Annotated in this window: 31 protein-coding genes; 25 read left to right on the top strand and 6 right to left on the bottom strand. The window is 64.1% G+C overall.

Annotated features, from left to right (window positions below):
* Window positions 1-33 precede the first annotated feature (33 nt).
* The 10 genes from dsbD to purD all read left to right on the top strand — a co-directional run bounded on the left by dsbD (window position 34) and on the right by purD (window position 9931).
* Window positions 34-1842: a protein-disulfide reductase DsbD gene (gene dsbD, locus E4680_RS01030; RefSeq protein WP_135280510.1), complete on the top strand. Its 1809-nt coding sequence runs from the start codon at window positions 34-36 to the stop codon at window positions 1840-1842.
* On the top strand, window positions 1839-2399 hold the full coding sequence (locus E4680_RS01025) for a TlpA family protein disulfide reductase (protein ID WP_135280509.1): 561 nt from the start codon (window positions 1839-1841) through the stop codon (window positions 2397-2399). The genes dsbD and E4680_RS01025 overlap by 4 nt, the downstream gene beginning before the upstream one ends.
* A gap of 72 nt (window positions 2400-2471) precedes the next feature.
* On the top strand, window positions 2472-2912 hold the full coding sequence (gene aroQ / locus E4680_RS01020; RefSeq protein WP_135280508.1) for a type II 3-dehydroquinate dehydratase: 441 nt from the start codon (window positions 2472-2474) through the stop codon (window positions 2910-2912).
* A 58-nt stretch (window positions 2913-2970) separates the two neighbouring features.
* Window positions 2971-3429: an acetyl-CoA carboxylase biotin carboxyl carrier protein gene (accB, locus tag E4680_RS01015; protein ID WP_135280507.1), complete on the top strand. Its 459-nt coding sequence runs from the start codon at window positions 2971-2973 to the stop codon at window positions 3427-3429.
* Between the two features lie 13 nt (window positions 3430-3442).
* Window positions 3443-4783 (top strand): acetyl-CoA carboxylase biotin carboxylase subunit, encoded by a 1341-nt coding sequence (gene accC / locus E4680_RS01010; protein WP_135280506.1) that lies wholly within the window; start codon window positions 3443-3445, stop codon window positions 4781-4783.
* A 20-nt stretch (window positions 4784-4803) separates the two neighbouring features.
* Entirely contained in the window at window positions 4804-5685 is an 882-nt protein-coding gene (gene prmA / locus E4680_RS01005) for a 50S ribosomal protein L11 methyltransferase (protein WP_135280505.1), read from the top strand.
* A 15-nt stretch (window positions 5686-5700) separates the two neighbouring features.
* Entirely contained in the window at window positions 5701-6498 is a 798-nt protein-coding gene (locus tag E4680_RS01000; RefSeq protein WP_135280504.1) for a zinc-ribbon and DUF3426 domain-containing protein, read from the top strand.
* Window positions 6499-6681: 183 nt separating this feature from the next.
* Window positions 6682-6960 carry a helix-turn-helix domain-containing protein gene (locus E4680_RS14560; RefSeq protein ID WP_135280503.1) on the top strand — a complete coding sequence of 93 codons (279 nt, stop codon included), beginning with the start codon at window positions 6682-6684 and terminating at the stop codon, window positions 6958-6960.
* A gap of 53 nt (window positions 6961-7013) precedes the next feature.
* Complete coding sequence (purH, locus tag E4680_RS00990; RefSeq protein WP_135280502.1) at window positions 7014-8579, top strand: bifunctional phosphoribosylaminoimidazolecarboxamide formyltransferase/IMP cyclohydrolase; 1566 nt, start codon at window positions 7014-7016, stop codon at window positions 8577-8579.
* A 74-nt stretch (window positions 8580-8653) separates the two neighbouring features.
* Window positions 8654-9931, top strand: coding sequence for a phosphoribosylamine--glycine ligase (purD, locus tag E4680_RS00985; RefSeq protein ID WP_135280501.1), 1278 nt, complete (start codon window positions 8654-8656; stop codon window positions 9929-9931).
* A gap of 22 nt (window positions 9932-9953) precedes the next feature.
* On the opposite strand, the gene E4680_RS00980 is transcribed toward purD, so the two are convergent.
* The gene (locus tag E4680_RS00980) at window positions 9954-11291 is read right to left on the bottom strand and encodes a hemolysin family protein (RefSeq protein ID WP_135280500.1); all 1338 of its coding nucleotides are present in this window, start codon (window positions 11289-11291) and stop codon (window positions 9954-9956) included.
* 64 nt (window positions 11292-11355) lie between these two features.
* Between E4680_RS00980 and E4680_RS00975 the strand changes: the two genes are divergently transcribed.
* From E4680_RS00975 to E4680_RS00965, 5 genes are all read left to right on the top strand, one after another.
* The gene (locus E4680_RS00975; RefSeq protein ID WP_205688691.1) at window positions 11356-12426 is read left to right on the top strand and encodes a cobalamin-binding protein; all 1071 of its coding nucleotides are present in this window, start codon (window positions 11356-11358) and stop codon (window positions 12424-12426) included.
* A 111-nt stretch (window positions 12427-12537) separates the two neighbouring features.
* The gene (locus tag E4680_RS14260; RefSeq protein WP_205688690.1) at window positions 12538-12750 is read left to right on the top strand and encodes a COG4705 family protein; all 213 of its coding nucleotides are present in this window, start codon (window positions 12538-12540) and stop codon (window positions 12748-12750) included.
* A 221-nt stretch (window positions 12751-12971) separates the two neighbouring features.
* A complete protein-coding gene (locus E4680_RS14525; RefSeq protein WP_276605598.1) occupies window positions 12972-13064 on the top strand; it encodes a hypothetical protein in 93 nt (30 codons plus the stop codon).
* A gap of 20 nt (window positions 13065-13084) precedes the next feature.
* On the top strand, window positions 13085-13222 hold the full coding sequence (locus tag E4680_RS14425; RefSeq protein WP_240696062.1) for a hypothetical protein: 138 nt from the start codon (window positions 13085-13087) through the stop codon (window positions 13220-13222).
* Window positions 13223-13304: 82 nt separating this feature from the next.
* A complete protein-coding gene (locus E4680_RS00965; RefSeq protein ID WP_135280499.1) occupies window positions 13305-13769 on the top strand; it encodes a GNAT family N-acetyltransferase in 465 nt (154 codons plus the stop codon).
* A 77-nt stretch (window positions 13770-13846) separates the two neighbouring features.
* On the opposite strand, the gene E4680_RS00960 is transcribed toward E4680_RS00965, so the two are convergent.
* The 3 genes from E4680_RS00960 to E4680_RS00950 are packed head-to-tail and all read right to left on the bottom strand — an operon-like array spanning window position 13847 to window position 17528.
* Window positions 13847-14812, bottom strand: a complete 966-nt coding sequence (locus tag E4680_RS00960) for a quinone oxidoreductase family protein (RefSeq protein ID WP_135280498.1) — start codon at window positions 14810-14812, stop codon at window positions 13847-13849.
* Between the two features lie 25 nt (window positions 14813-14837).
* Window positions 14838-17063, bottom strand: coding sequence for a xanthine dehydrogenase family protein molybdopterin-binding subunit (locus tag E4680_RS00955; protein ID WP_135280497.1), 2226 nt, complete (start codon window positions 17061-17063; stop codon window positions 14838-14840).
* 3 nt (window positions 17064-17066) lie between these two features.
* Window positions 17067-17528, bottom strand: a complete 462-nt coding sequence (locus E4680_RS00950; protein WP_135280496.1) for a (2Fe-2S)-binding protein — start codon at window positions 17526-17528, stop codon at window positions 17067-17069.
* Between the two features lie 100 nt (window positions 17529-17628).
* On the opposite strand from E4680_RS00950, the gene E4680_RS00945 reads away from it, so the two are divergent.
* The 3 genes from E4680_RS00945 (at window position 17629) to E4680_RS00935 (ending at window position 19701) form a co-directional block, all read left to right on the top strand.
* Complete coding sequence (locus E4680_RS00945; RefSeq protein ID WP_167792311.1) at window positions 17629-18771, top strand: GGDEF domain-containing protein; 1143 nt, start codon at window positions 17629-17631, stop codon at window positions 18769-18771.
* An 82-nt stretch (window positions 18772-18853) separates the two neighbouring features.
* On the top strand, window positions 18854-19366 hold the full coding sequence (locus E4680_RS00940; protein WP_135280494.1) for a DUF3617 domain-containing protein: 513 nt from the start codon (window positions 18854-18856) through the stop codon (window positions 19364-19366).
* A 32-nt stretch (window positions 19367-19398) separates the two neighbouring features.
* Window positions 19399-19701 (top strand): hypothetical protein, encoded by a 303-nt coding sequence (locus E4680_RS00935; protein ID WP_135280493.1) that lies wholly within the window; start codon window positions 19399-19401, stop codon window positions 19699-19701.
* Between the two features lie 33 nt (window positions 19702-19734).
* Here E4680_RS00935 and E4680_RS00930 read toward each other — a convergent pair whose 3' ends face one another.
* Complete coding sequence (locus tag E4680_RS00930) at window positions 19735-20427, bottom strand: urease accessory protein UreF (RefSeq protein WP_135280492.1); 693 nt, start codon at window positions 20425-20427, stop codon at window positions 19735-19737.
* Window positions 20424-20909, bottom strand: coding sequence for an urease accessory protein UreE (ureE, locus tag E4680_RS00925; protein WP_135280491.1), 486 nt, complete (start codon window positions 20907-20909; stop codon window positions 20424-20426). Before ureE ends, E4680_RS00930 begins: the two co-directional genes overlap by 4 nt.
* Before the next feature lie 206 nt (window positions 20910-21115).
* Between ureE and hisB the strand changes: the two genes are divergently transcribed.
* From hisB to tatA, 7 genes are read left to right on the top strand one after another with little or no spacing between them, the layout of a single operon-like run.
* Window positions 21116-21709, top strand: a complete 594-nt coding sequence (gene hisB, locus E4680_RS00920) for an imidazoleglycerol-phosphate dehydratase HisB (protein WP_135280490.1) — start codon at window positions 21116-21118, stop codon at window positions 21707-21709.
* Between the two features lie 18 nt (window positions 21710-21727).
* Window positions 21728-22387: an imidazole glycerol phosphate synthase subunit HisH gene (hisH, locus tag E4680_RS00915; protein WP_135280489.1), complete on the top strand. Its 660-nt coding sequence runs from the start codon at window positions 21728-21730 to the stop codon at window positions 22385-22387.
* Between the two features lie 13 nt (window positions 22388-22400).
* Window positions 22401-23138 carry a 1-(5-phosphoribosyl)-5-[(5-phosphoribosylamino)methylideneamino]imidazole-4-carboxamide isomerase gene (gene hisA, locus E4680_RS00910; protein WP_135280488.1) on the top strand — a complete coding sequence of 246 codons (738 nt, stop codon included), beginning with the start codon at window positions 22401-22403 and terminating at the stop codon, window positions 23136-23138.
* A gap of 1 nt (window position 23139) precedes the next feature.
* Window positions 23140-23931, top strand: a complete 792-nt coding sequence (gene hisF / locus E4680_RS00905) for an imidazole glycerol phosphate synthase subunit HisF (protein WP_135280615.1) — start codon at window positions 23140-23142, stop codon at window positions 23929-23931.
* On the top strand, window positions 23931-24320 hold the full coding sequence (gene hisI, locus E4680_RS00900; protein WP_135280487.1) for a phosphoribosyl-AMP cyclohydrolase: 390 nt from the start codon (window positions 23931-23933) through the stop codon (window positions 24318-24320). The genes hisF and hisI overlap by 1 nt, the downstream gene beginning before the upstream one ends.
* On the top strand, window positions 24310-24660 hold the full coding sequence (locus E4680_RS00895; RefSeq protein WP_135280486.1) for a phosphoribosyl-ATP diphosphatase: 351 nt from the start codon (window positions 24310-24312) through the stop codon (window positions 24658-24660). Before hisI ends, E4680_RS00895 begins: the two co-directional genes overlap by 11 nt.
* A 4-nt stretch (window positions 24661-24664) precedes the next feature.
* Complete coding sequence (gene tatA / locus E4680_RS00890) at window positions 24665-24910, top strand: twin-arginine translocase TatA/TatE family subunit (RefSeq protein ID WP_135280485.1); 246 nt, start codon at window positions 24665-24667, stop codon at window positions 24908-24910.
* The last annotated feature ends 11 nt before the right edge of the window (window positions 24911-24921 follow it).

Genomic DNA, 24921 nt, shown 5'->3' with positions numbered 1-24921 from the left:
AGGTGGCTGGCGACGCGGTTGCTGCCACGATTCATGTTCCTGCTCATCCTGGCCTCGCCGTTGTGCGTCCAGGCCGAGGGTCGCGGATTGCGAGAGCTCTTGGGGCTTGCGCCGGTCGAAGCACCTTTCCTTCGTGCTGATGAGGCCTTTACCGTTTCAGTGCAGCGCCTGAGTGATGGCGGTGTCCAGGCGCAGTGGACGATCGCGCCGGGATACTATCTGTATCGAGATCAAATCGAAGCCAGTCTCGATGGCCGGGATCTGGTCGCCGCGGATCAGGCGCTTATCCCCCCGGGCGAGCTCAAGAACGATCCCGAGTTCGGGCAGACCCAGGTATTTCATGACGAGTTGATCGTGCGCTTGCGCCCGCCCTTGGAAGGGGCTCGACTGGTTCTGGGCTATCAGGGATGTGCGGATGGTGGCGTGTGTTATCCGCCGATGATCCAGACTTTCGATCTCGAAACGTTGCCCGTGATCGAGGCGTCATCGATCGACCTCGATGCCTCGAACAAGGTACGTGATGGGTGGACCAAGTGGCGCGACGATCCGGCTCGGTTGGCGCACTTGCTCGAAATCGGCGGCTGGCAGACCAACCTGTTGATCTTCTATGGGCTCGGCCTCCTACTCGCCTTCACCCCCTGCAATCTGCCAATGATTCCGATCATTTCCGCATTGGTGGCGGGGACGCCCGGGAAGCGGTCCGCGTCGCGGGCCTTCATGCTGTCGCTGGCCTATGTGCTCTCGGTTTCGGTGGCCTATGCCGCGGCCGGGATGCTGACCGCTCTCCTGGGTGCCAATGTCCAGGCCAGCTTCCAGAATCCATGGGTGCTCTGGGGCTTCGCCGGTCTGTTCGCGCTGCTGGCGCTGGCGATGTTCGGGCTCTATGAAGTTCAGATGCCGAGTTTCATTCAGAGCCGGATCGATTCTTGGGTGAGGCGGGTGCGTGGCGGGACGCTGGCGGGGACGATGGCCATGGGGCTCCTGTCTGCGCTCATCATCGGGCCGTGTGTGGCTGCGCCGTTGGCGGGTGCCTTGATCTACATTGGCCAGTCCGGCGATGTCTGGCTCGGTGGCGCTACGCTGTTCTCGCTGAGTCTGGGGATGGGGACGCCCTTGTTGCTGGTGGGCACCTCGGCGGGTGTACTGGTGCCACGGGCCGGGCCATGGATGGTCTACGTGCAGCATCTGTTCGGTTTGATGCTACTGGCCGTTTCACTCTGGATCCTCAATCGTGTGCTTGCACCGTCATACAGTTTGATCCTTTGGGGGGTGTGGCTGATCGTTATCGGCGTCTGGCTCGGTGCGCTCAATCCGGCCAAGACTCCCGCTCGCCGGATCGGCCAGGGGTTGGCGCTGGGCATCGTCGTCTATGGGGCGTTCGTGATGGCAGGTGGCGTCTCCGGCGGCGATCGGTTCTGGATGCCGCTCAGCCATCTGCGTGGCCATGCAGGGGCCAGCGTGCAGGTGCCGTTCAAGCCCATCAAGACGGTGGCCGACCTGCGTGAGGAGCTGGACGGCGCGCGGCAACGAGGCCAAGCCGTGATGCTCGACTTTTATGCGGATTGGTGTGTCGACTGCGTCATCATGGAACGGACGACGTTCACCGATCCGCGTGTGGTGCAAGCCTTGCAGCCTGTGCTGACGCTGCAGGCCGATGTCACTGCCAATGACGATGAGGATCGGGCCTTGATGGCGCATCTGGAAGTCATCGGTCCGCCTACACTGTTGTTTTTCGATGCCTCCGGCGAGGAGCGGCGCAACTACCGGGTCGTGGGGTTGTTGCAGGCCGATCCCTTTCTGAGGCATCTGGAGGAGGCTTGGGTGGAGTCGGAGACGCAATGATCAACAAGCGAATCGCACGCTGGGTGATGCTGGCGCTGTTGGGCGTGGGTGCAGCCATGATCGGTGTCGAAGTCTGGCATGCCCGGCAAACACCGGTGGTTGCCGAGTCTGCTCCAAGCTTTGCGTTTCCGGATCTGGATGGGCGAGTTTGGCCGAGCGACACATGGCAGGGGCGCGTCGTGCTGATCAATTTCTGGGCCTCCTGGTGCGCGCCATGCGTGAAGGAAGTTCCCACACTGATCGACGCTCAGCGACAGTGGGGCGACCGAGGACTCCAGGTTCTGGGTATCGCGCTGGATCAAGGCGAACCCGTGCGCGCGTTTGCCGAGCGCCTGACGATCAACTATCCGGTTTTGCTGGCGGGAATGGATGGCTTCGACCTCTCTCAGTCATTCGGCAATGAGACATTATCGATTCCCTACAGCGTGGTCCTGGACCGCAATGGCCGTGTTCGACATCAGCACCTCGGCATTGTCAGCCCCGAGCAGTTGGCTCAATGGGTTCCCCCGCTTCTTGCCGAGCCGGTTGCGTCAGAGGCATCCCCACGGGCAGAATGACCCCGAAATAGCAGGATGATCGGCGCAGTTCGCTGCCCTTAGTGCGTATTTCTCTGGAGTATATCGCTCGCCATGGCCCAGTTGCTGCTGCTCAACGGCCCGAATCTCAATCTACTGGGACGGCGGGAGCCGGCGCGTTACGGCCGGGTCAGCCTGGATCAGATCGTGAGTCGGCTGACGGAGCGCGCCCAGCATGCCGGACATGTTCTGGAGGCATTCCAGAGCAACGCCGAGGGCGAGATGATCGATCGGGTGCAGCAGACATTGGGCGATGGTACCGATTTCATTCTCATCAATCCCGGTGCGCTGACACATACCAGCATCGGTCTGCGTGATGCGCTGCTTGCCGTTGATCGACCGTTCATCGAGATTCATTTGACCAATATTCATGCGCGCGAGCCTTTTCGTCGGCATTCCTACCTGTCCGATGTGGCAGTGGGGGTGATCTGTGGCTTGGGTGATGTGGGCTACGATCTGGCTTTGGAGGCCGCCTTGCGCAGCCTCTCTTCGTGAAACAAACCGCGCTTTGCAGATCGCTGCGACGCGCACCTGACCAGGAAACGTGGGTGACATGGATATCCGCAAAATCAAGAAACTGATTGAGCTGCTGGAGGACTCCGGTCTCAGTGAGATCGAGATCAAAGAGGGCGAGGAAAGCATCCGGCTGAGCCGGAATACGGCGGTGTCGATGGCGCCCGCGCTGCCCGCGCCTTCGGTTGCGCAACCGGTTCAGCCGGTTTCGACGGTCACCGCCGAAATGGCCCCCGAAGCCAGCACCGTGCCGTCCTTGCCGGCGGGCCAGACCGTGGTGGCGCCGATGGTCGGCACGTTCTATCGTGCCTCTGCGCCCGGTGCGCAGCCGTTTGCCGAGGTCGGTCAGACGGTCAAGAAGGGCGATACCCTGTGCATCATCGAAGCGATGAAGATGATGAATCCCATCGAATCGGACCTCGACGGCACCGTCGCGGCGATTTTGATCAACAACGGGGAGCCGGTGGAATACGGGCAACCCTTGTTCGTGATCCAGTAAGTCCGGGCGCGCCATGTTCGACAAGATCGTCATTGCCAATCGCGGCGAGATCGCGCTGCGGATTTTACGGGCCTGCCGGGAACTGGGCATCAAGACCGTTGCCGTGCATTCCACCGCCGATCGCCAACTTCAGCACGTGTTGCTGGCCGATGAAACCGTCTGCATCGGGCCGGCGCCTTCGGCGCAGAGTTACCTGAACATGCCGGCATTGATCGCCGCGGCCGAGGTGGCGGATGCCGAAGCCATTCATCCGGGCTATGGGTTTCTTTCCGAGAACGCGGATTTCGCCGAACGGGTGGAGCGCAGCGGGTTTGTCTTCATCGGGCCGCGACCGGAAACCATTCGTCTGATGGGCGACAAGGTCTCGGCCATCCGCGCCATGAAGGAGGCGGGCGTGCCCTGCGTGCCGGGCTCGGGCGGGTCGCTGTCCGAGGACGCAGCTGAAAACGCCGCCATTGCGCGTCGCATCGGTTACCCGGTATTGATCAAGGCTGCAGCCGGCGGTGGCGGGCGCGGTATGCGGGTCGTGCATGGGGAAGCGCATCTGGCCGCCGCCATCGTGCTGACGCGCACCGAGGCGCAAGCCGCTTTCGGGGATGGCACGGTCTACATGGAGAAATACCTGGAGCGACCCCGTCACATCGAAATCCAGGTACTGGCGGATGGTCAAGGTCACGCGATTCACCTGGGTGAACGCGATTGCTCCATTCAGCGCCGCCATCAGAAGGTGATCGAGGAGGCGCCGGCGCCGGGTATCACGGTCGAGGAGCGCAATCGCATCGGACAGGTGTGCGTCGATGCCTGCCTGCGCATCGGTTATCGGGGCGCCGGCACCTTCGAGTTCCTGTATCAGGACGGCGAGTTCTACTTCATCGAAATGAATACGCGCGTCCAGGTGGAACATCCGGTGACCGAGATGGTGACGGGTGTGGACATCGTGGTCCAGCAGATCCTGATTGCCAGCGGCGTCCCGCTGGCCTTGCGTCAGGAGGACATTCAGCTGCGCGGCCACGCCGTCGAATGTCGCATCAACGCCGAGCATCCGCGGACGTTCGTGCCGTCACCCGGACCGGTCACGCACTATCACGCGCCGGGCGGTCCGGGCATCCGTATGGATTCCCATCTCTATAGTGGGTATCAGGTGCCGCCCCACTATGATTCGCTGATCGGCAAGCTGATCGCGCATGCCGACACTCGGGACAAGGCCCTGGCGCGCATGCACACCGCGCTGGACGAACTGGTGGTGGAAGGCATCCAGACCAATGCACCGCTCCACAAGGAGCTCGTCCAGGATGCTGGATTCCAGGGCGGCGGGGTCAGCATCCATTATCTGGAGAAGAAACTGCAGGGCTAGCCCCTTGCCGGAGGAAAGCGGTGCCGTGGCAGCAACTGGTCTTGGAGATCGGTCCTGATCAAAGCGAGTCGTTCGAGGATTGCCTGCTGGCTGCAGGCGCGTTGGCGATCTCACTGGAGGACCGGGCCGATCAGCCGCTCTTCGAGCCGCCGCCCGGCGCAACGCCGCTGTGGGATCGGATACGGCTGACGGCCCTGCTGCCGCAGGACGCCGATCCCGTGAAGCTGCTGCTGGAACTGGCGGCTCAGTGTCATCCGTCACCCTTGCCACCGCATCGCGTCGTGTATCTTGCCGATGAAGTCTGGGAGCGCGCGTGGTTGAAAGATTTTCAGCCACTGCGATTTGGCGAGCGCTTGTGGGTCGTGCCAAGCGTGCACACTCCGCCCGATCCGGGCGCCGTCAACTTGCGCCTCGATCCGGGACTGGCATTCGGGACCGGGACCCATCCCACCACGGCGCTGTGTCTGGAGTGGCTTGCCCGAGCGGATGTGACCGGTCAGCGCGTCATCGACTATGGCTGCGGTTCGGGGATTCTGGGAATCGCGGCGGCGCTCCTGGGCGCGGCGCAGGTGGCTGCGGTGGACATCGATCCGCAGGCATTGACCGCAGCGCAGGATAATGCCCGCCGCAACGATCTTGCCGGTCGCATTCGGAGCGGATCTCCCGAGGATTTGAGCGAGCCCGCCGAGCTGCTCCTCGCCAACATTCTGGCTGGTCCTCTGGAGGTGCTGGCGCCGCGCTTTCGCAGCCTGCTTGTGCCCGGCGGGTGGTTGGTGATGGCCGGACTGCTGTCCCGTCATGTGGCGCCCTTGCAGGCGGCCTATGCGGACTGGATCGACCTGCATCCGGTTGCGGAACGGGAAGGCTGGGTCTGCTTGGCTGGGCAGCGCGTCGCGGGCTGAGGGGAGGGATAGGGCATGTATGTCGATTGCCCGGCATGTCAAACCCGTCTCGAAGTCCGAGCTTCCCATCTTCGCGCGGCGCGCGGCATGGTCTGCTGCAGCATCTGCAAGCATCATTTCGACGCATTGGAAGGTCTGCATGACGACGATCCGCTCCCCCGTTCGCCGCTGCCGGTGGAGTCGATCGATGCAGGCGATACGAAAGTCAATCCGGTTGGGTTCGATCAGGCGCCCGATCCGCAGGCCGACACGATGGAGTGGCCCACGGTAGAGGTCGTGGAACCGACGAGACCGGATGCGCCGGTGAGACGGCGGATCGATCCGGCAGACTGGCGCTGGCTGACGATGGGCGTGTTGGCTGGTGGATTGCTTGGGCTTCAGGTGCTGATGGTGTTCGGACCACGCTGGCTGGCCGATCCGGATTGGCGGCCATTTCTCGATTGGAATTGCGCCCGGTTGCAGGCGATCGGGGTGAACTGCAGGCTGCCGCCCTTGATCGATCTGCGCCAATTGACGGTCGATGCGCACCGGTTCACCACCCATCCCCAGCGCAATGGCGGGTTGTTGTTCGAGGCGGAATTAGTCAACCATGCGTCCTACGCTCAGGGGTACCCACGGCTCCGTTTGAGCGTCGAGGATCCCTGGGGGGGCGCCATGGCCATCGGAACCTTCGGTCCGGAAACCTATGTGCCCGAATTCGCGGCACGTGGTGCGGTGCTGGTGCCCGGGGAGCGCGTGCCAATTCGTCTCGAACTCCTTGATCCGGGGCGGGAAGCGGCGGGATATCGTTTTGAACTGGTCGAACCTGAGTGAGTGGCGCCGGTCGGATCCGGTCTTGAGCGATCAAGTCAGTCTGCTTAAGATGAGCGGATTGAGAATCGGCTTTGGTGGCTTCTTGGGGGATTTCCGGGGTGGTTTCTGGGGTGGGGCGTGTGCCCCATGCGGGTGCCCTGCCGGGAGTCGGTGACCACAGACGTCGAAGGGATCGAGCGGTCTATGGATTCAGCGCAACAAGCGGCCGCATCGGTCGAGCCGGTTTATGAAGAGCTTCCCCTCCGGATCTGTGTCGAGCGCGCGGTGAGCCGCTATCTGCATGAGCTGGGGGGATTCTACACCGGGGATATGCACCGGCTCGTGATTGAAGAGGTTGAGCGTCCGCTGCTCGAACAGGTGATGGCCCACGTGGCCGGCAATCAAACCCAGGCCGCTGAGATTCTGGGCATCAATCGCGCGACGCTGCGCAAGAAGCTGCGACATTATCAAATCACCGGCTGAAGCGCGGATCCGCATCCAGCCACCTGTTCCATATCCGTGCCGGAGCTTGCCTTATGGCCAGTAGTGACCGTTATGCTCTCATCAGTGTTTCCGACAAGACCGGCGTTGCCGAGCTGGCGCGGCGCTTGGCTGCCCAAGGCATCCATATCCTCTCGACCGGCGGCACGGCGCAGCTGCTGAGCCGCGAAGGGGTGCCGGTGATCGAGGTCTCCCGGCATACCGGATTTCCCGAGATCATGGATGGCCGCGTCAAGACGCTGCATCCGCGCATCCACGGCGGCCTGCTCGGGCGGCTGGATCGGGATGCCGACCTGATGGCGCTGCATGGGATTGCCGCCATCGATTTTCTGGTGGTCAACCTCTATCCCTTTGAACGCACCATTGCCCAGCCGGGCTGCTCGCTGCACGACGCCATCGAAAACATCGATATCGGCGGGCCGGCCATGATTCGGGCGGGCGCCAAGAACCACGATCGGGTGACTGTGCTGGTCGATCCGTCCGACTACACCGGATTTGCGCAGGAACTGGAGCAGGGGGGCGCGATCACGGCCCAGCGCCGATTCCAGCTTGCGGCCAAGGCTTTTGCGCATACGGCGCGCTACGACAGCGCCATTGCCGGCTATCTGAGCGCCATCGACGACTCCGGCCAGCGTGCGGCGTTTCCGGTGACCTTGGGTGGCCAATGGCACAAGATCCAGGATCTGCGCTATGGGGAAAATCCCCATCAACGCGCCGCCTTCTACCGCGCGGCACATCCGGGGCAGGCCGAAATCGCCGGCGCTGCCCAGGCTCAGGGCAAAGCGCTCTCCTATAACAACATTGCCGACACCGATACGGCTCTGGAGTGCGTCAAGACCTTCGATGAACCGGCCTGCGTGATCGTCAAGCATGCCAATCCCTGCGGCGTGGCGGTGGCCGAAAGCGCTCTGGTCGCCTACGAGCGAGCCTATGCGACGGATCCCACTTCCGCCTTCGGCGGTATCATCGCCTTCAATCGTCCGCTCGACGAGGCGACCGCCCAGGCGATCATTGCGCGTCAGTTCGTCGAAGTCATCGTCGCCCCGGAGATCAGCGCTGGCGCGCTCCAGGTGTTGTCGACCAAGCCCAATGTGCGCCTCCTGAACTGTGGCCCGCTGCCTCCGGTTCCGGTCCCAGCCTTGGAATGGCGCAGCGTCGCCGGCGGCATGCTGGTGCAGGATCGCGATCTGGCGACCCTGTCGGCCGAGCAGCTCAAATGCGTCACCCGTCGCGCCCCGACATCAACGGAGATCGCCGACCTGCTGTTTGCCTGGCGCGTTGCCAAGTTCGTCAAGTCCAATGCCATCATCTATGCCCGCGAGGGACGCACCATCGGCGTTGGCGCCGGTCAGATGAGCCGGGTCTACAGCGCCCGTATCGCCGCCATCAAGGCGGTCGACGAAGGGCTTGCGGTTGCCGGATCGGTGCTGGCCTCGGATGCCTTTTTTCCGTTCCGCGACGGCATTGACGCGGCTGCCGACGTCGGCATCACGGCCGTGATCCAGCCGGGTGGCTCGATGCGCGATGCAGAGGTCATCGCTGCGGCCGATGAACATGGCATGGCCATGGTATTCACCAGCGTCCGTCACTTCCGCCACTGAGCGCGCATGCCCGCTGTGATATGCTGTGCCCCCCTCCCGGGCGCTCGCTCGCCCATCGTTGAATGGCAATTCGGATGAAAGTGCTCGTCATCGGCGGCGGTGGCCGCGAACATGCCCTGGCTTGGAAGTGCGCCCAGTCGGCGCTGGTGGAGCGCGTCTATGTCGCCCCCGGCAATGGCGGAACGGCGCTGGAGCCCAAACTCGAGAATGTGCCGCTGGCCGCAACCGAGCTGGACGGCCTCGTGGCGTTCGCGCAGCGCGAGGGCATCGCCTTGACCTTGGTCGGACCCGAGCAACCGCTCGTCGCCGGCGTGGTTGATCGGTTCCAGGCCGCCGGTCTGGCCTGTTTCGGACCGTCGCAGGCGGCTGCCCAGCTCGAAGGTTCCAAGGCGTTCAGCAAGGACTTCATGGCGCGCCATGGCATTCCGACCGCCCGTCATCGCAGTTTCGAGGACGCAGCGGCGGCCCACGCCTACCTTGACGAGGTGGGCGCGCCGGTCGTGGTCAAGGCGGATGGCTTGGCGGCGGGTAAAGGCGTCGTCGTGGCCCAGGATCTCCCCGAGGCGCACCAGGCCGTTTCGGACATGCTCGGTGGACAGTTCGGCAGCGCCGGCGCCCGGGTGGTGATCGAGGATTTTCTGGCCGGCGAGGAAGCCAGCTTCATCGTCATGGTCGGTGGTGGCGAGATCCTGCCGATGGCCACCTCGCAAGACCACAAGACCCGCGATGATGGCGACCGGGGTCCCAACACGGGCGGCATGGGGGCTTATTCCCCAGCGCCCGTGGTGACTCCCGCGCTGCACGAGCGCGTGATGGAAACCATCATCCGACCGACGGTGGCGGGCCTGGCCGCCGATGGCATTGCCTATACGGGTTTCCTTTACGCCGGCCTCATGATCGCGCCAGACGGAACTCCTCGGGTCCTGGAATACAACTGCCGTTTCGGAGATCCGGAGGCTCAGCCGGTGATGATGCGGTTGCGCTCGGATCTGGTGGCGCTGTGCCTTGCCGCCATCGAGGGACGACTGGATCAGATTGCCGCCCAATGGGATCCGCGTCCGGCCCTCGGAGTGGTGATGGCGGCGCAGGGCTATCCGGGTGAAGTGCGGCGCGGCGATGTGATCGAAGGCGTGCCGGCTGCCGAGAGCCTCGGCGCAAAGGTATTCCATGCCGCCACCCGCAGCGAGGGTGATCGCCTGATGACCGACGGCGGTCGCGTGCTGTGCGTCTGTGCGCTGGGAGATGATCTGGCTCAAGCCCAGGCGCTGGCTTACCGGGGTGCGAAGGTCATTCACTGGCCCGGCATGCATCACCGAACGGATATCGGCTACCGCGCGCTGGGCCGGATCTGACAACCGACGCGTCCGCCACCCGTCATTCCAGCGGCGGCGCGTCTCCTGCGGGCGGGTCCGAGTGAACGCTGATGCGTGAGATCAATACCTTGTCCACGCGATAGCCATCCATGTCGACCACTTCGAAGCGCAGCGCGCCGTGGATAAAGGAATCGGTGGCCTGCGGGACCCGACCCAGACTGTTCATCACGAAGCCGCCCAGAGTGTGAAATTCACTCGGCGTCTCGCCAATCCAATCGTGCGGAAGATCAAACGCATGCTGGAAGTTTTCCAGGGAGACACTGCCGTCGACCAGCCAGGATCCGTCCTCGCGTTCCATGATGCTGGCTTCTTCAGGGGTCTGCGGCAGATGCAGTTCGCCAATGATGGCCTTGAGCACATCCGTTAGCGTCACCAGCCCTTGCAGGTCGCCATATTCATCCACGATCAGTGCGATTTCCTGCCGTGCCTGACGAAATTTTTCCAACAGCCGCGCGGTGGTCATGGTCTCTGGCAGGTAGAGCGGCGGATGAACCGCTCGCTGCACTTCCTCCGGTGAGAAGGGCGCTCCCGCCAACATGCGCCGCATCAGGTCGCCTGCGGGCAGAATTCCCACGATCTGGTCCAGCTCGCCGCGGCAGACCACCAGCCGCGTATAATCACTGGCGAGCAATTCCTGGCGCAGTGTTTCGACCGATGCGTTCAGGTCGAGCGTGCGGATTTCATGGCGGGGCGTCATGATGGCCTGGATCGGCTGGGCATCCATCCGCATGACGTTCGCAACCAGTGTCTGTTCGCTCTCATGGAAGATCCCGGCTTCTGCGCCTTGACGCATGAGCATCCGGATCTCTTCCTCGCTGACCGAAGGTGCGGCATGTTGCCGGGCGCCCAGCACGCGCAGGATCCCATCGCTTGCGGTCGCCAGAATGACCACCAACGGCCGCGCAATGCGCGATATTGCATGCATGGGTGGGGCGATTCTGGACGCCACGCTTTCGGGGGCCAGAAGCGCCAGTCGTTTCGGAACCAACTCGCCGACCACCACGGACAGGAAGGTGAGGACGATAACGACGGTGCCGAGGGAGAGCGCGTGGGCATGGGGCGCCAGCGCGGGAAAGCCATTCAGCCAGACAGCGAGGGGGTCGGCCAGTGTCCGTTCACCGACGGCGCCGCTCAGGATGCCGACGGTGGTGATGCCGACCTGGATGGTCGAGAGGAAATTGGAAGGCGACTCATGTAGTGCCAGCGCCCTGCCCGCTCCCGGTTTCTCCCGCTCGGCAAGATGTTGGAGCCGGGCATGCCTAGACGATACGACCGCCATTTCCGACAGGGCGAACAGGGCATTGAGCAAGATCAGAACAGGGAGCAGCAATAAGTCCATTATGTGGGGCTGCACATCGCCGTGTGTCGGCGCCCAGCCTCGGAGGAAAAGGGGTTTCATCCTAATGCACGTCGTGCATGTGGGCAATTCGCTTGGCGGGGCTCTGCCGGCAACTGCTGCGGTCGGGTCGAGGCGCCGGGCGCTCGGGCTCGGGCAGAGCGCTGTTCCGCAAAGCGGCCCGGATCGCACGATCGGTACCGGAGGGCTTGAACCGGCCAAAGCGGCGGGCCGGACTCCGGCTCGGCGCTGGTGGCACGTGGCGCAGGTGATGTGGTGGGCCCTGCTGCTTGGCGCGCCCGTGCACGCTCAGGTGCGCGTCGTCGACGACACCAGTCTCCCGATCGAACTGGCCGAGCCTGCGCGCCGCATTGTCAGCCTGGCGCCGCACATCACCGAGCTGCTGTTCGCCGCCGGCGCCGGTGACCGCGTAGTGGGGGTGGTGGCCTACAGCAACCATCCGCCCGCCGCCCGCCGCTTGCCGTCGGTGGGCAGCTATACCGGGGTCGATACCGAAGCCATTCTAGCCTTGCGCCCGAATTTGGTGGTCGGCTGGCAGGGCGGTAACCAGCCAGCCGAACTGGACTTGCTTGCCGGACTGGGTGTCGCCGTCTATCGTACCGATCCGCGCACCCTGGCCGATATCCCGCGCGCGATTCGGCAATTGGGCCGGCTGGCCGGTACCCGTGATTCCGCCGAAGCTGCTGCGCGCACCTTCGAGGTGGGGCTGGCGGCGCTGGCTGAAAGCCACCGGAATGCGCGCCGGGTCAGCGTTTTCTACCAGGTCTGGGACGCGCCGATCATGACGGTCGGCGGTGATCACTGGATCAGCCAGATCATCGACCTGTGCGGCGGGACCAATGTTTTCGCAGCGTTGAAGGCGCCCACGCCGACCGTGTCGCTCGAAGCAGTGCTGGCAACGGCGCCTGAAGTCATCCTGACTGGTGGGATGGGCGATGTGAAACCGGCCTGGCTGGCGCAGTGGCGCAACTGGCCGCAGTTGCCCGCGGTTCGTTCGGGCAATCTCCATGTCATCAATCCGGACTGGCTGCAGCGAGCCGGTCCCCGCCTGCTGGATGGGGCTCGCGCGGTTTGCGCCGCGCTGGATCAGGCGCGCACCATCCCGCCGGCACGGTGACTCGTCGCCGCGATTCGCTTCCCATGCTGCGACCCTCTCCGGCACCTCTCGCCTTTAAGAGCGGCTTTGTGGCCAAGCAGCCTTTCCGTTGCGCCGCGGATGACGAGATCAATGACCAACTCGCGCTCTGCAGAGTCGCCCCGTGCGCTCAGCAAGGTTCCCGAAACCACTTTGGGCTTCTGGGTCATCAAGATCGCCGCCACCACCCTCGGCGAAACCGCGGGTGATGCGATGTCGATGCCCATGAACCTCGGTTATCTCATCGGTACGGCCGTATTGGCCGGAATTTTTCGGGCGGCGGTCATGGCTCAGATCCGGGCATGAGCGTTCCATCCCTTTCTGTACCGGGCCACGATCATCGCCGCGACGACAGTCGGTACCCACATGGCCGATTTTGCCGACCGATCCCTGGGTATGGGCTATGTGGGCGGATCGAGCATGCTACTGGCCCTGCTGCTCGGTTCGCTGTGGGGGTGGCACCGCGCACCCTGGGTAGCGTCGCCGTCAGTGCTCCGAAAGCCGAAGCGTTTTACTGGACAACGATCATGTTCTCGCAGACCCTGGGCACGGCCTTGGGCGACTGGACTGCGGACCCCGCCGGTCGCACACGCTGCTGTTCTGGGCCGCGTTCATCCTGACACGTCCGCTGGGCACGGTGGTGGGGGACCTTCTGGACAAGCCGCTGAGCGATGGCGGTCTGGCGCTGAGCCGCTATTTCGCCTCGGCAGCACTGATGGCGTTCACCCTGATCAGTATGTGCCTGTTCAGGCAGCGCGCCGCCACGCGATCGCATTGAAGAAATGGCCTGGCTCTAAAATGGAAGCGGTCACTGTCCATCCGCCCGCATGAGATCGCAGTCAGAGGTTTGATGAAGTGCCATGAATATCCGCCGTGCCGTTCCCGAGGATGCGGAAGCCATCAGTGCCCTCATCATGGGCTTGGCGCAACATTTTCTGTTGGAACCGAGTGGAAAGGGGGCGGAGCGCTTTTTTACAGGCGTGACGCCGCAAGCGATTCGGACCTATATCAGCCATCCGCGCTTTCACTATTTGGTGGCTGATCAGGGTGCAGCGCTTCTGGCAGCAGCGGCGCTCCGGGATGGTTGCCATCTTTTCCATCTTTTCGTCGCGCCATCTCATCAACGTCGGGGTATTGCCCGGTCCCTCTGGAGCGCCATCCGGGCGGCTGCAGCACCCGATGCGATGTCCCTGACGGTCAACGCCAGCCCCAACGCCGTAGCGGTATACCAGCGGTTCGGGTTTGTGGTCGTTGGGCCTCGCCAAGAGGTGGACGGCATTGCGTTCATGCCCATGCAGGCCCCCGCGAGCGCACAGGCGTTTTAGCGGGCTGTTGGACTTGCGCATATGGTCGAGGGGGCGCCGGGCGATTGCGTCTGATCGACGCTCGCATGCGTGCACGGCTACGGGATGAGCAGGAGCTTGCCGACGGTTTGGCCGCTTTCCAGCGCCCGATGGGCGGCCGCCGCGTCACTGAGGGTCAGTGTCTGGTGGATCAGGAGCTGCAGCTCGCCGGCGGCAAGCGCGGCGAAAACGGCTGTTGCATGCGCGCGCAGTGCGGTGGGCTCGGCGATGTAATGGAACAGGCTGGGACGGGTGAGGAACAGCGATCCGGCTGCCAGGCGGGCAGGGTCGACGGGCGGTACCGGGCCGCTGGCCTGACCGAACAGCACCAGCATGCCGCGCCGGGCCAGGGCAGCCAGCGAGGTGTCGAAAGTCGCCTCGCCGATGCCGTCGAACACGGCCCGCACGCCTTTCCCCGCCGTCCAGTCCCGGCAGGCGGTCAGCACATCCTCATGGCGGCGATCGATCACCCGCTCGGCGCCGGCCGCGCGAGCCAGCGGGATCTTGTCGGCATGCCCGACGGTGGTGATGACCCGTGCGCCGCGCGCCCGTGCCAACTGGATCAGCAGTCGCCCCATCCCGCCCGCGCCGGCATGAATCAGCACGGAGTCGCCGGGTGCGAGCGGGCAGGTTTCGGTGGTCAGGACGCGCGCAGTGAGGCCCTGCAGCAGCGCGGCAGCTGCCTGCTCGGCGGTCAGCGTGGCCGGGATCGGCACCAACCGATCGGTGGGCACGACGATCCGTTCGGCGTAGCTGCCCGGCACGCCTGCCCAGGCCACGCGATCCCCGATCTGCCAATCAGTGACGCCGGTGCCGAGGGCGCACACGGTCCCCGCCCCTTCCACGCCGGGCGTGAACGGCAGTGGCTGGGGATACAGGCCGCTCCGGTGATAACAGTCGATGAAATTGACGCCGACGGCCTCGACGTCAATGAGCACCTCCCCTGGCACAGGGGCAGGATCGGGCAGCGTTTCGAGGGCAAAGACTTCCGGGCCCCCGGTCTGGTGCATGCGAATGGCTTGCATGGCGCGCCTCCGGCAGGGAACGGGCTCAGGCTGATTTGAGCAGGGCAGGATCAATGGGCAGACGGCGGATGCGCACGCCGGTGGCGGCGAAGATCGCGTTGCAGACGGCGGGCGCAATCGGTGGTGTTGCCGGTTCACCCACACCGCCCGGCGCCGCGCCGCTGTCCACGATGTGGACCTCCACCTGCGGCATCTCGTTCATGCGCAACACTCGGTAGCGGTCGAAATTGCCTTCGACCACGGCGCCGTCCCGGATGGTAATGGCACCGAACAGTGCAGCGCTGAGGCCATAGGCCATGCCGCCTTCCATCTGCGCGCGCACCGTGAGCGGATTGACGACCTGGCCACAGTCGACGGCGATCACCACGCGCTGGACGCGCACCGCACCATCCGGCGCGACCACGACCTCGGCAACCTCACCGACGATGCTGCCGAACGACTCGTGCAGCGCGATTCCCCGTCCCTGTCCCGGCGGAAGTGACGCTTCCCAGTTGCTGGCCGTGGCCAGCTGTTCCAGCACGGCCCGGTGCCGGGGGTGATCGCGCAGCAGCCGTCGCCGGAACGTGACCGGGTCCGCTCCGCGCTGCGCAGCCAGCTCGTCGATGAAGCTTTCCACCGCAAACGCGCTGTGGGAATGGCCCACCGAGCGCCAGAAGCCGAGCGGCACCGTGTAGGGCCGCAGGGTCGCGAACTCGACGCGCAGATTGGGGATGGCATAGGGGTTCTCGCGCGCGCCTTCAAAGCCGACGAAATCGGGAATCATTCCTGTGGCCAGCGCCATGCTGCGGGCGACGACATTCTTGATCAGGCGCGGCGCCCGATTCGGCAGCGCCGCCGGCGCCAGATCAGGCACGGCCTGGGCGATGATCGAGGGCCCGGCCACGCGGTGCCGCCAGGCGAGGGGCTCGCCCTCTCCATCCAATCCGGCGGTGAAGTGATGGATGACCGGCGGACGGTAGTAATCGTGTGCGGTGTCGTCTTCGCGCGTCCAGATCACTTTGACGGGGTGCGGGGTCTTGAGTGCGCAGGCCACGGCTTCGGCGATGAAGTCGTTCGCCACCCGGCGACCGAATCCGCCGCCGAGATGCGTGGTGTGCACGGTGACATCGGCCACGGCAAGACCGGTCAGTGCTGCGGCGGTGTCGCGCGCGCCGCCTTGGTTCTGCGTCGGCGCCCACACCTCGCAGCGGCCGTCATGCACCCAGGCCGTGGCGTTCATCGGCTCCATGGTGGCATGCGCCAGCAGCGGCACTTCGTAGTGCGCCTCGAGCGTTTGCGGCGCCTGCGCCAGCACCTCCAGCGGATTGCCATCCTGGCGGACGCGCAGGCCGGATTCGGCGACGAGTGCGCGCAGTGCGGTACTGACCTCGGGGCTGTCGGCGGCCGCGGCGGCCGGCGGTTCCCAGGTGATCCTCAATGCGTCGCGACCCGTGCGCGCGGCCCAGTAGCCCTCGGCCAGCACGGCGACTCCCGCGGGAATGGTGAACACTTCCCGAACACCGGGCACGGCCTGCGCAGCAGTGGCATCGAAGTGTTGCAGGCGGGCGCCGAAGACCGGTGGGCGGGCGATACAGGCGACGAGCAGATCCGGCAGGTCGACATCGATTCCAAACTGCGCCCGGCCGGTGACCTTTTCCAAGGCGTCGAGCCGGCGTTGGTCGTGGCCGATGAGGCGGAACGCATCCCGCGCTTTCAGTGCGACTTGGCGCGGGACGGGTTGGCGTGCGGCATCCGCAGTGAGTGTGCCATAGCGGACCGAGCGACCGCTGGCGTCATGATGGATGGCCCCGGCCTCGGCGCGACATTCCGCCACCGGCACCTGCCAGCGCGCCGCGGCGGCAGCCCGCAGCATCTCCCGCGCGGTGGCGCCGGCCTGCCGCAGCGGCTCCCAGGAGGTCATGACCGAGGTACTGCCACCGGTGGCCTGAATGAACATCATGGGGTTGTCATAGGCGCGATCGGCCGGGGCAAAGGCGACGGAGACCGCTGCGAGGTCGACTTCCAGTTCCTCGGCGATCAGCATGGACAGCGCGGTGAGAACGCCTTGTCCCATCTCTGAGCGGCCCACCAGCAAAGTGATGGTGTCATCTGGATCGATGCGGATCCAGGCATTGGGCGCGAAGCGGCCCTGCGCGTCCACCACCGGTTCCGGACCACAGCCGGTGAGTTGCAGGCCCAGTACCAGCGCGCCGCCGGTCGCGGCTGTGAGCTGCAGGAACTGGCGGCGGTTGAGGTCCGTCGGCGCGCTCATGGCTCAGCCCTCCCGTGTCAGCGCGGCGGCCCGACGGATGGCTTGGCGGATTCGGTGGTAGGTTCCGCAGCGGCAGATGTTGCCCGCCATGGCCTGGTCGATTTCGGCATCGCTGGGATCCGGGTTGCCGGCGAGCAGAGCGGCGGCCGACATGATCTGCCCGGATTGGCAGTAGCCGCATTGGGGCACGTCCGTTTCCAGCCAGGCGCGCTGGACAGGATGGAGATTGGATCCCGCGAGTCCTTCGATCGTTGTAACGCTTTGTCCCGCAACAACGGCGAGCGGTGTCACGCACGATCGAATCGGTGAGCCGTTTAGGTGAACGGTACATGCGCCGCACAGCGCCATGCCGCAGCCAAATTTGGTGCCGGTCGATTTGCAATCTTCCCGCAACACCCAAAGCAGCGGTTTTTGTGAATCTGCCGCGATTTCGACGGGCTTTCCATTCAGCTCGAAGGCAATCATGGGGGACCTGCGTTGGGCGATCGGTCAGTGGGCTGTTAAAGTAGCATATTCAATAGACTTGCCAATGCACGTGGTGCGTCGCATGGAGGCGGCGCTGTTCATGTCGAAGAACCAACAATTCGAACAAAAAGCGCAGCAGCTCCGGATTCAGCGTTATTCTCTGGCGGCCGCTTCCTATCTTATCGGTGGCCTTCTGCTGCTGGCCGTCAGTGTGCTTGGCGGCGGCATCATTCCGGTAACGGCCGATGTGGTGCTGATGTTCATGGCGCTGGCTCTCGGAACCAACAGCGTTTTCTACCTGCTGTTCCGTAGCGGCGCCAATCTGCGCTTCGCCGACCCCAGCCTGACCATTCCCCAAATGGCTTCCGGCATCGCATTGATCACGTTTCTGATGTACTTCGCGGGATCTTATCGCGGCCTCATGTCGATTTTCTATCTGGCCGTCATGACATTCGGCCTGTTTCATCTCAATACTCGCCAGCTGCTCGGCCTGAGTGCCTATACGGTGGCTTGCTTCAGCGCCATGGCGGTGCTTCTCAAGTTGAATCATCCCGAATCGATCGCCTTCATGGATCTGTTTGCCCAATTGTTGGTGCTCGGGGGATTGCTGCCGTGGTTTGCGGTTCTGGGCGGACACATCAGCACCTTGCGGCGGCGACTGGTTGAGGGCAATCGGCGTCTGGAACACGCGCTGGAGCAAATTCGCCAAATCGCCATTCAGGATGATCTGACCGGCACGTTCAATCGCCGGCATCTGATCGATCTGCTGATGCATCAAAAGGCGATTGCCGATCGCGGGCAGTATCGATTCAGTCTGTGCATGCTGGACCTCGACTATTTCAAGCGCATTAACGACCAGCACGGCCATCTGGTTGGGGATCGTGCCTTGCAGGTGGTGGCGGAGGTGCTGCGCCAGCAGATCCGGGTCGGCGATATTCTCGGGCGTTACGGCGGCGAGGAGTTTCTGGTTCTGTTGAGCGAAACACCGCTGGCGCGTGCCGCCGACACGGCGGAGCGGTTGCGCCTGCAGATCGAGTTGGACGGCGCCCGCTCGATGCCGGTCAACGTGAGCGTGACGGCATCCATCGGGGTGACCGAATACGTCCCCGGCGAATCAATCGAGACGGCTCTGGATCGCGCAGACCGCGCGCTCTACCGCGCAAAGGCGGCCGGGCGAAACTGCGTTCAGGTGGAGGCTCCGCCAGATGGCGACCCGTCGCGCCGATTCGTTCCAGCGGGCTGAGCGGGGCCGGCATACCGGCTGGCGATTCCGCAGTTCGCGGGTAGAATGCCCCCATCAATCGGATTGATCCAATGAGGGCTTTATGAAACCGAGAGTGCTGTTCGCTCTGATGGGGATCGTGACTTTGCCCGCGACGGCGGCCGAGTTGTCTCCTTACGCGACCAAGGCCGGTCAATGGGAGATGACGACCCGCCACAACGGACAGGCCCTGCCTGTGATCCGCACCTGCGTGGATGAGGAAACCGCTGCCAAGGCCGAAAGGAATCTTGCCAGTTCGGACGTTCCATCCGAATGCAAGGTAATTTCACAAAAGGCCACCGGTGCAACCACGCGCTTCGAGTATGCGTGTGAGGAGGATGGCAAAACGGTGCACCTGCGAGGCCAGGGGCGCCGCGTCAGCGAGGATGCGTTCGAGTCACGCGTCGAGACCCTGGAAGGAAATCAGGTCGTCGCGATCACGGAAGTCTCGGGACGATGGTTGGGACAATGCCCGGCGCAAGGCAAGAATACCGTCGATATCCCCGGAATGGGGCAGATGGATATGGACCAGCTGAAGCGAATGGCCGAGGAATGGGGGGCGGGAGCCGAACGGTAAGGCCCGGCGCTGCCCAGTGTCCGGAGCCGAACTTGCCGGTCCCGCTATCCGAGCAGCTTCCGTTCGATCCCAAAGGCGGGCATACGCTGCGGGAGCTCGATGAGCAGGCGGGATTGGCCAAGGGCAGCGCGTTTCGCGCCTTCAAGGCGCTCGCATTGCGCGATGGCGTGGACTATCGCGTGCTGCACCCGGATGTGGACAGCGCGGCCTTTGCACGGTTGCGCGAGGCGGGTCGGCTATACCCCGGCGCCCTGCGGGCCATTGTGCTGAGCGATGCAGCGGGCAAGCGGGTCGCACGCGCTTTGCAGCAGGGAAAGCCGGCGGCAAATCGGTGATCGGGCAGCGGCGCACGATCACGCGGCCGCCGGTCAGGACCGGAACAATCGGCTGTGCTGGTGTTCATGCCAGGCGCTGGCCAGGGCCTGGCCAGACAGGCTGGCGCCCAACGCATCGTCGGGAAGCGACCACGCTTGTTCCACGCCGGCGCCGATGACGGCGTGCAGTCGGCCCAGTAGACGCTGGGCGCCGGTCTGGCCCAATACGCCCAGTTTGATGAGTGCAGCAGCCTGGTTCTCGCTGAAGGCCCAGAGGTAGCCCACCGCGGTCGTGCGAGCGGTCAGTCTTGCGTGCACTGCGGCCAGTGCGAAGGCCGCGGCGTAGCTCAGAGGCGCTTGGCCGTGCCGGGTTTGCCATTGCTGCATCACCGGTGCGTCCAGACTGACCAGCAATCGGCCCAGTGCCGCGCCGATCTGGGTGTCTTCCTCCCACAGTTCACGGCTTTCGCGGCATGCCAGCAGCCACGCGTTCCATGATGCGGCGAGCTCAAAGCGTTCGATCGTCAGGGCCTCGTGCAGCCGCCGGAGTACCGGGATATCCAGATAGGCCAGGCCATGCGTCAGGACGCCATCCAGCCATGCGGCGGCCTGGGCTTCGGTACGGATCCAGCCTTGGTCAACGGCTGATTCGAGGCCCTGCGACCAGGCAAAGGCGCCGATCGGCAGGCTCGGGCTGGTCAGCTGCATGAGGCGCAGCAAGCCAGTCTCGTCCAGCCCGCTGGTCATGGGCTGGGGTGCATCGCCGGGTGGTGGTGATGCGCGTGACCGCCCCCCTCGTCGTAGGCGCCGGATTCTGGTTCGAATCGGGCCTGCTCATGAGTGACGGTGAGTCCCAGCCGAATGGCCAGATCATCCAGCACATGATCATGCCGGTAACGGAGCCAGTGGGCGGTGATCTGCAGCGGGACATGGCGATTGCCCAGGTGGTAGCAGGCCCGCGCCAATTGCAGCGGATCGGCCGTGTGCACGGTCGACACCGCTTCCTTGGCAGCGCACACGGTTACGATCCGGCCGTGTGCGTCGCGCAGCCGATCGCCGTGTTGCAAGACCGTCCCGCGCGGCAATAGCAAGGCATATTCCCGGCCATCGTCCAGGCGCACGCGCTGACGGCTGCGCTGGCGCGCATCGAACGCCAACGTGAGGGTGCCTCCTGCGGGGCATTCGCCTGTCGACTCATCGGGCGCCAGGCGTTCGCGGATTTCCAGCATGATCGCGCACTCTCCGGATGTAGTGGTGCGGCCCCGCGCGTTTGGCGGTGCCGCTGGGGGCGAGAGCAGGATTATCCCATCTCCACTGTGAAAGTCAGCGCCGCTCCCGGTCGGCAGGAGGATGTTCCGCTCGGTGTTCGTTGACGTGCCGATGCGAATTGTTCAAACTCGAGGATCCTCCCCCGATGACCTAGTTTTGTCACATCATGTCCGCCCGTATCGCCCGTGTTGAACGAGGCACGCTTGAAACCCGGATCAGTGTCGAGTTGAATCTGGACGGCAGTGGCGTTTCGCGCTTGGCCACTGGCTTGCCGTTTTTCGACCACATGCTCGACCAGATTGCCCGCCATGGAGCGCTCGATCTCAGTATCGCGGCGCAGGGTGACCTTGAAGTCGACGCCCATCACACCGTCGAGGACGTCGGCATCACGCTCGGCCAGGCGCTGGCCCAGGCACTGGGGGACAAGAAAGGCATCGTGCGTTACGGGCATGCCTATGTTCCGCTGGATGAGGCGCTGTCGCGGGTGGTGATTGATTTTTCCGGGCGGCCGGGCCTCGAGTACACGGCGGATTATCCCCGCGCGCGGATTGGTGCATTCGATGTGGATCTGATCCGCGAGTTTTTTCAGGGATTCGTCAACCACGCCCAAGCCACGGTTCACATCGACAATCTGAAAGGGCGCAACGCCCATCATATTGCCGAGACCATTTTCAAGGCCTTTGGTCGCGCGCTGCGCCAAGCTGCGGCCTTTGATGAACGCCAGGCACAGGTCATCCCCTCCACGAAGGGAAGTCTTTAACCTCATCGGATTACCGCGATGCCGACCCTCGCGATCCTGGATTACGGAATGGGCAACCTGCATTCCATGGCCAAGGCCTTGGAGCGCGTCGCGCCCGATACCCGGATTCTGATTACCCAATCTGCTGCCGAACTGCGCGCAGCCGATCGCATCGTCTTTCCGGGCCAAGGCGCCATCGGCCATTGCCGGGTCGAGCTGGCCCAGCGCGATCTGCTGGGGCTGCTCCCCGAGCTCGCCCGCGAGAAACCCACGCTGGGCGTTTGCCTCGGCTTGCAGGCCGCGCTCGAGTTTAGCGAGGAAAACGGCGGCACTCCGGGACTGGGGCTGTTTTCGGGTCGGGTGCAGCGGTTCCCGGCTGGCATCCCGGAAGGGCCGGGGCTTCTCCCGATCCGTATTCCGCACATGGGGTGGAACCGCGTCGACCCCACCCGACCGCATCCCCTGTTTGAAGGAATCCCACCGGGAACGCGGTTTTACTTCGTGCACAGTTACTATGCCCCGGCGGGAACCGCCGAGGTGGCGGCGGTCAGCCATTATGGCGTGCCGTTCGCCGCTGCCATGGGTCGGGGCAGTTTTTTTGCGGTACAGTTTCATCCAGAGAAAAGCCAGCATGCCGGCTTGCGCCTGTTGGCCAATTTCAGCCGCTGGGATGGTTCCACTCCGGCGCCTGTTTCCTGATCCGAGGTCTGTCATGCTGCTCATTCCCGCCATCGACATCAAAGACGGTCAATGCGTTCGCCTGCGTCAGGGCCGAATGGACGATGTCACCGTTTTTTCCGATGATCCCGTCGCGGTCGCCGATCGTTGGGTCAAGACGGGTGCCAAGCGCCTGCATTTGGTCGATCTGGATGGCGCAGTGCAGGGTCGGCCGGTCAGCCGCGAGATCGTCTCGCGCATCTGTGCGGCCCATCCCGATGTCCCGGTGCAGATCGGGGGCGGAATTCGGGATGAGGAAACGGTTCAGGACTACCTGGATGCCGGTGCACGCTACGTCATCATCGGTACCAAGGCGGTCAACACACCCCATTTCATCAACGATCTGTGCATGGAGTTTCCGGGACACATCATCGTCGGCCTGGATGCCCGCAACGGCAAGGTCGCTATCGATGGCTGGTCCAAGCTGTCCCACCACGATGTCATCGATGTCGCCCGGCGTCTGGAGGACGATGGCGTGGAAGCGATCATCTACACCGACATCGGTCGGGACGGGATGATGGACGGGGTCAACGTGGACGCCACCGTCGAGCTGGCGCGCAGTGTGCGTGTCCCGGTGATCGCCTCGGGTGGCGTGCACTGCCTGGACGACATTCGCGCATTGTGTGCCGTGACCGATGAAGGCGTCATCGGCGCCGTGATCGGTCGTGCGCTGTATGAAGGGTCTCTTGATCTGGCTGCTGCCCAGCGGCTCGTCGTCGGCCTGGGGGGCTGAAGTGGCCCTTGCCAAGCGCATCATTCCCTGTCTCGATGTGGACGGCGGGCGCGTCGTCAAGGGTGTGCGCTTCGAAGGACTGCGTGATGCCGGGGATCCGGTGGAAATTGCGCGTCGCTACGATGAGCAGGGTGCGGACGAACTCGCTTTCCTCGATATCACGGCCAGTCACCAGGAACGCGACACGCTGATTCATATGGTGGAAGCCGTTGCGGCGCAGGTGTTCATTCCGCTCACTGTCGGCGGCGGGGTGCGTCACTGCGCCGACGTGCGGCGGCTGCTCAATGCCGGGGCGGATAAGGTTTCGATCAATAGCGCCGCCGTGGCGCGTGCGGATTTCATCCGCGAGGCTGCCGATCATTTCGGTTCCCAATGCATCGTGGTGGCCATCGATGCGCGTCGCGTACCCGGCACCGAGGCCGCTCCGCGGTGGGAAATCTACACCCACGGTGGGCGTCGGCCGACCGGTCTTGATGCCGTGGCCTGGGCCGAACGGATGGCTGAGCTCGGCGCTGGTGAGTTGTTGGTGACCAGCATGGATCGTGATGGAACCGGGTTGGGTTTCGACAATGCGCTCAATGAGGCCATTGCCCATCGTGTTGAAGTTCCCATCATCGCGTCAGGCGGTGTCGGGGGGCTTGAACACCTGCGTGATGGCGTTCTGGTCGGTCATGCCGATGCCGTGCTGGCCGCCAGTATCTTTCATTTCGGCACGCACACGATTCCCGAAGCCAAGCGGTTTCTCGCCGAGTCGGGAATCGAGGTACGCCTCGAATCAAAGGAAGCCGTTTGATGGGCATCGATGTCGAGTCCGTCGCTTGGAACCCGGATGGCCTGGTGCCGGCGATCGCTCAGGACGCCGCCACGGGGCAGGTGTTGATGCTGGCCTGGATGAACCGTGATGCGCTGCGCGAGACGCTGACTCGGGGCGAAGCCGTGTACTGGTCGCGATCGCGTCAGCGGCTTTGGCATAAAGGCGAGCGCTCCGGGCATGTCCAACAGGTGCATGAGGTGCGGCTCGATTGTGATCGGGATGCCGTGCTGCTGCGCGTGACCCAAAGGGGCGAGATCGCCTGTCATACCGGGCGTGCCAGCTGTTTCTACCACCGCTGGGCCGAGGGGCAGGGCTGGGTGCCGGTCGACCCGGTGCTCAAGGATCCAGAGGAAATCTATGGCGACTGAGGCGGCGCTCCAGCATTATCACGAGCTGGTGGAGGTCTTGCGAGCGCGGCGCGGGGCCAGTCCGGAAACGTCGTATGTCGCCCAGCTCTATGCCAAGGGGTTGGACGCGATCCTCAAGAAAATCGGAGAGGAAGCGACCGAGACGGTGATGGCGGCGAAGGACGGTGTTCCCGATGCTGTCATTCGTGAAGTCGCTGACTTGTGGTTTCATAGTCTGGTGCTCTTGGTACATCTGGATCTGGATCCGGATGCCGTGTGGGTTGAACTGGCCCGGCGCAGCGGGGTCTCAGGATTGACGGAAAAGGCCGCGCGGGGCAACAGCGCCCAGCGCAAGGAGTAAGGCGATGTTGGGTGGCGTCAGTATTTGGCAGCTTCTGATTCTATTGGTGATCGTGGTGCTGATCTTCGGGACCCGGCGCTTGGGCAGCATGGGTGGCGATTTGGGTGCGGCCATCCGCAACTTCAGATCGGCGATGTCCGACGAGGAGAGCGCAAAATCGACCGCCAAGTCCACGGGCACCTTGCCCGGTTCGTCGAGTCCGTCAGACCAGACGGCCGACCGGGTTCGGGACGAGACACACTCCGGTTGATTCCGCTCGCG

This window comes from Candidatus Macondimonas diazotrophica (genome assembly GCF_004684205.1).
Lineage (GTDB): Bacteria > Pseudomonadota > Gammaproteobacteria > UBA5335 > UBA5335 > Macondimonas > Macondimonas diazotrophica.
Note: the sequence above shows the minus strand (reverse complement) of the source record. Positions and strands in the feature narration are given on the sequence as shown.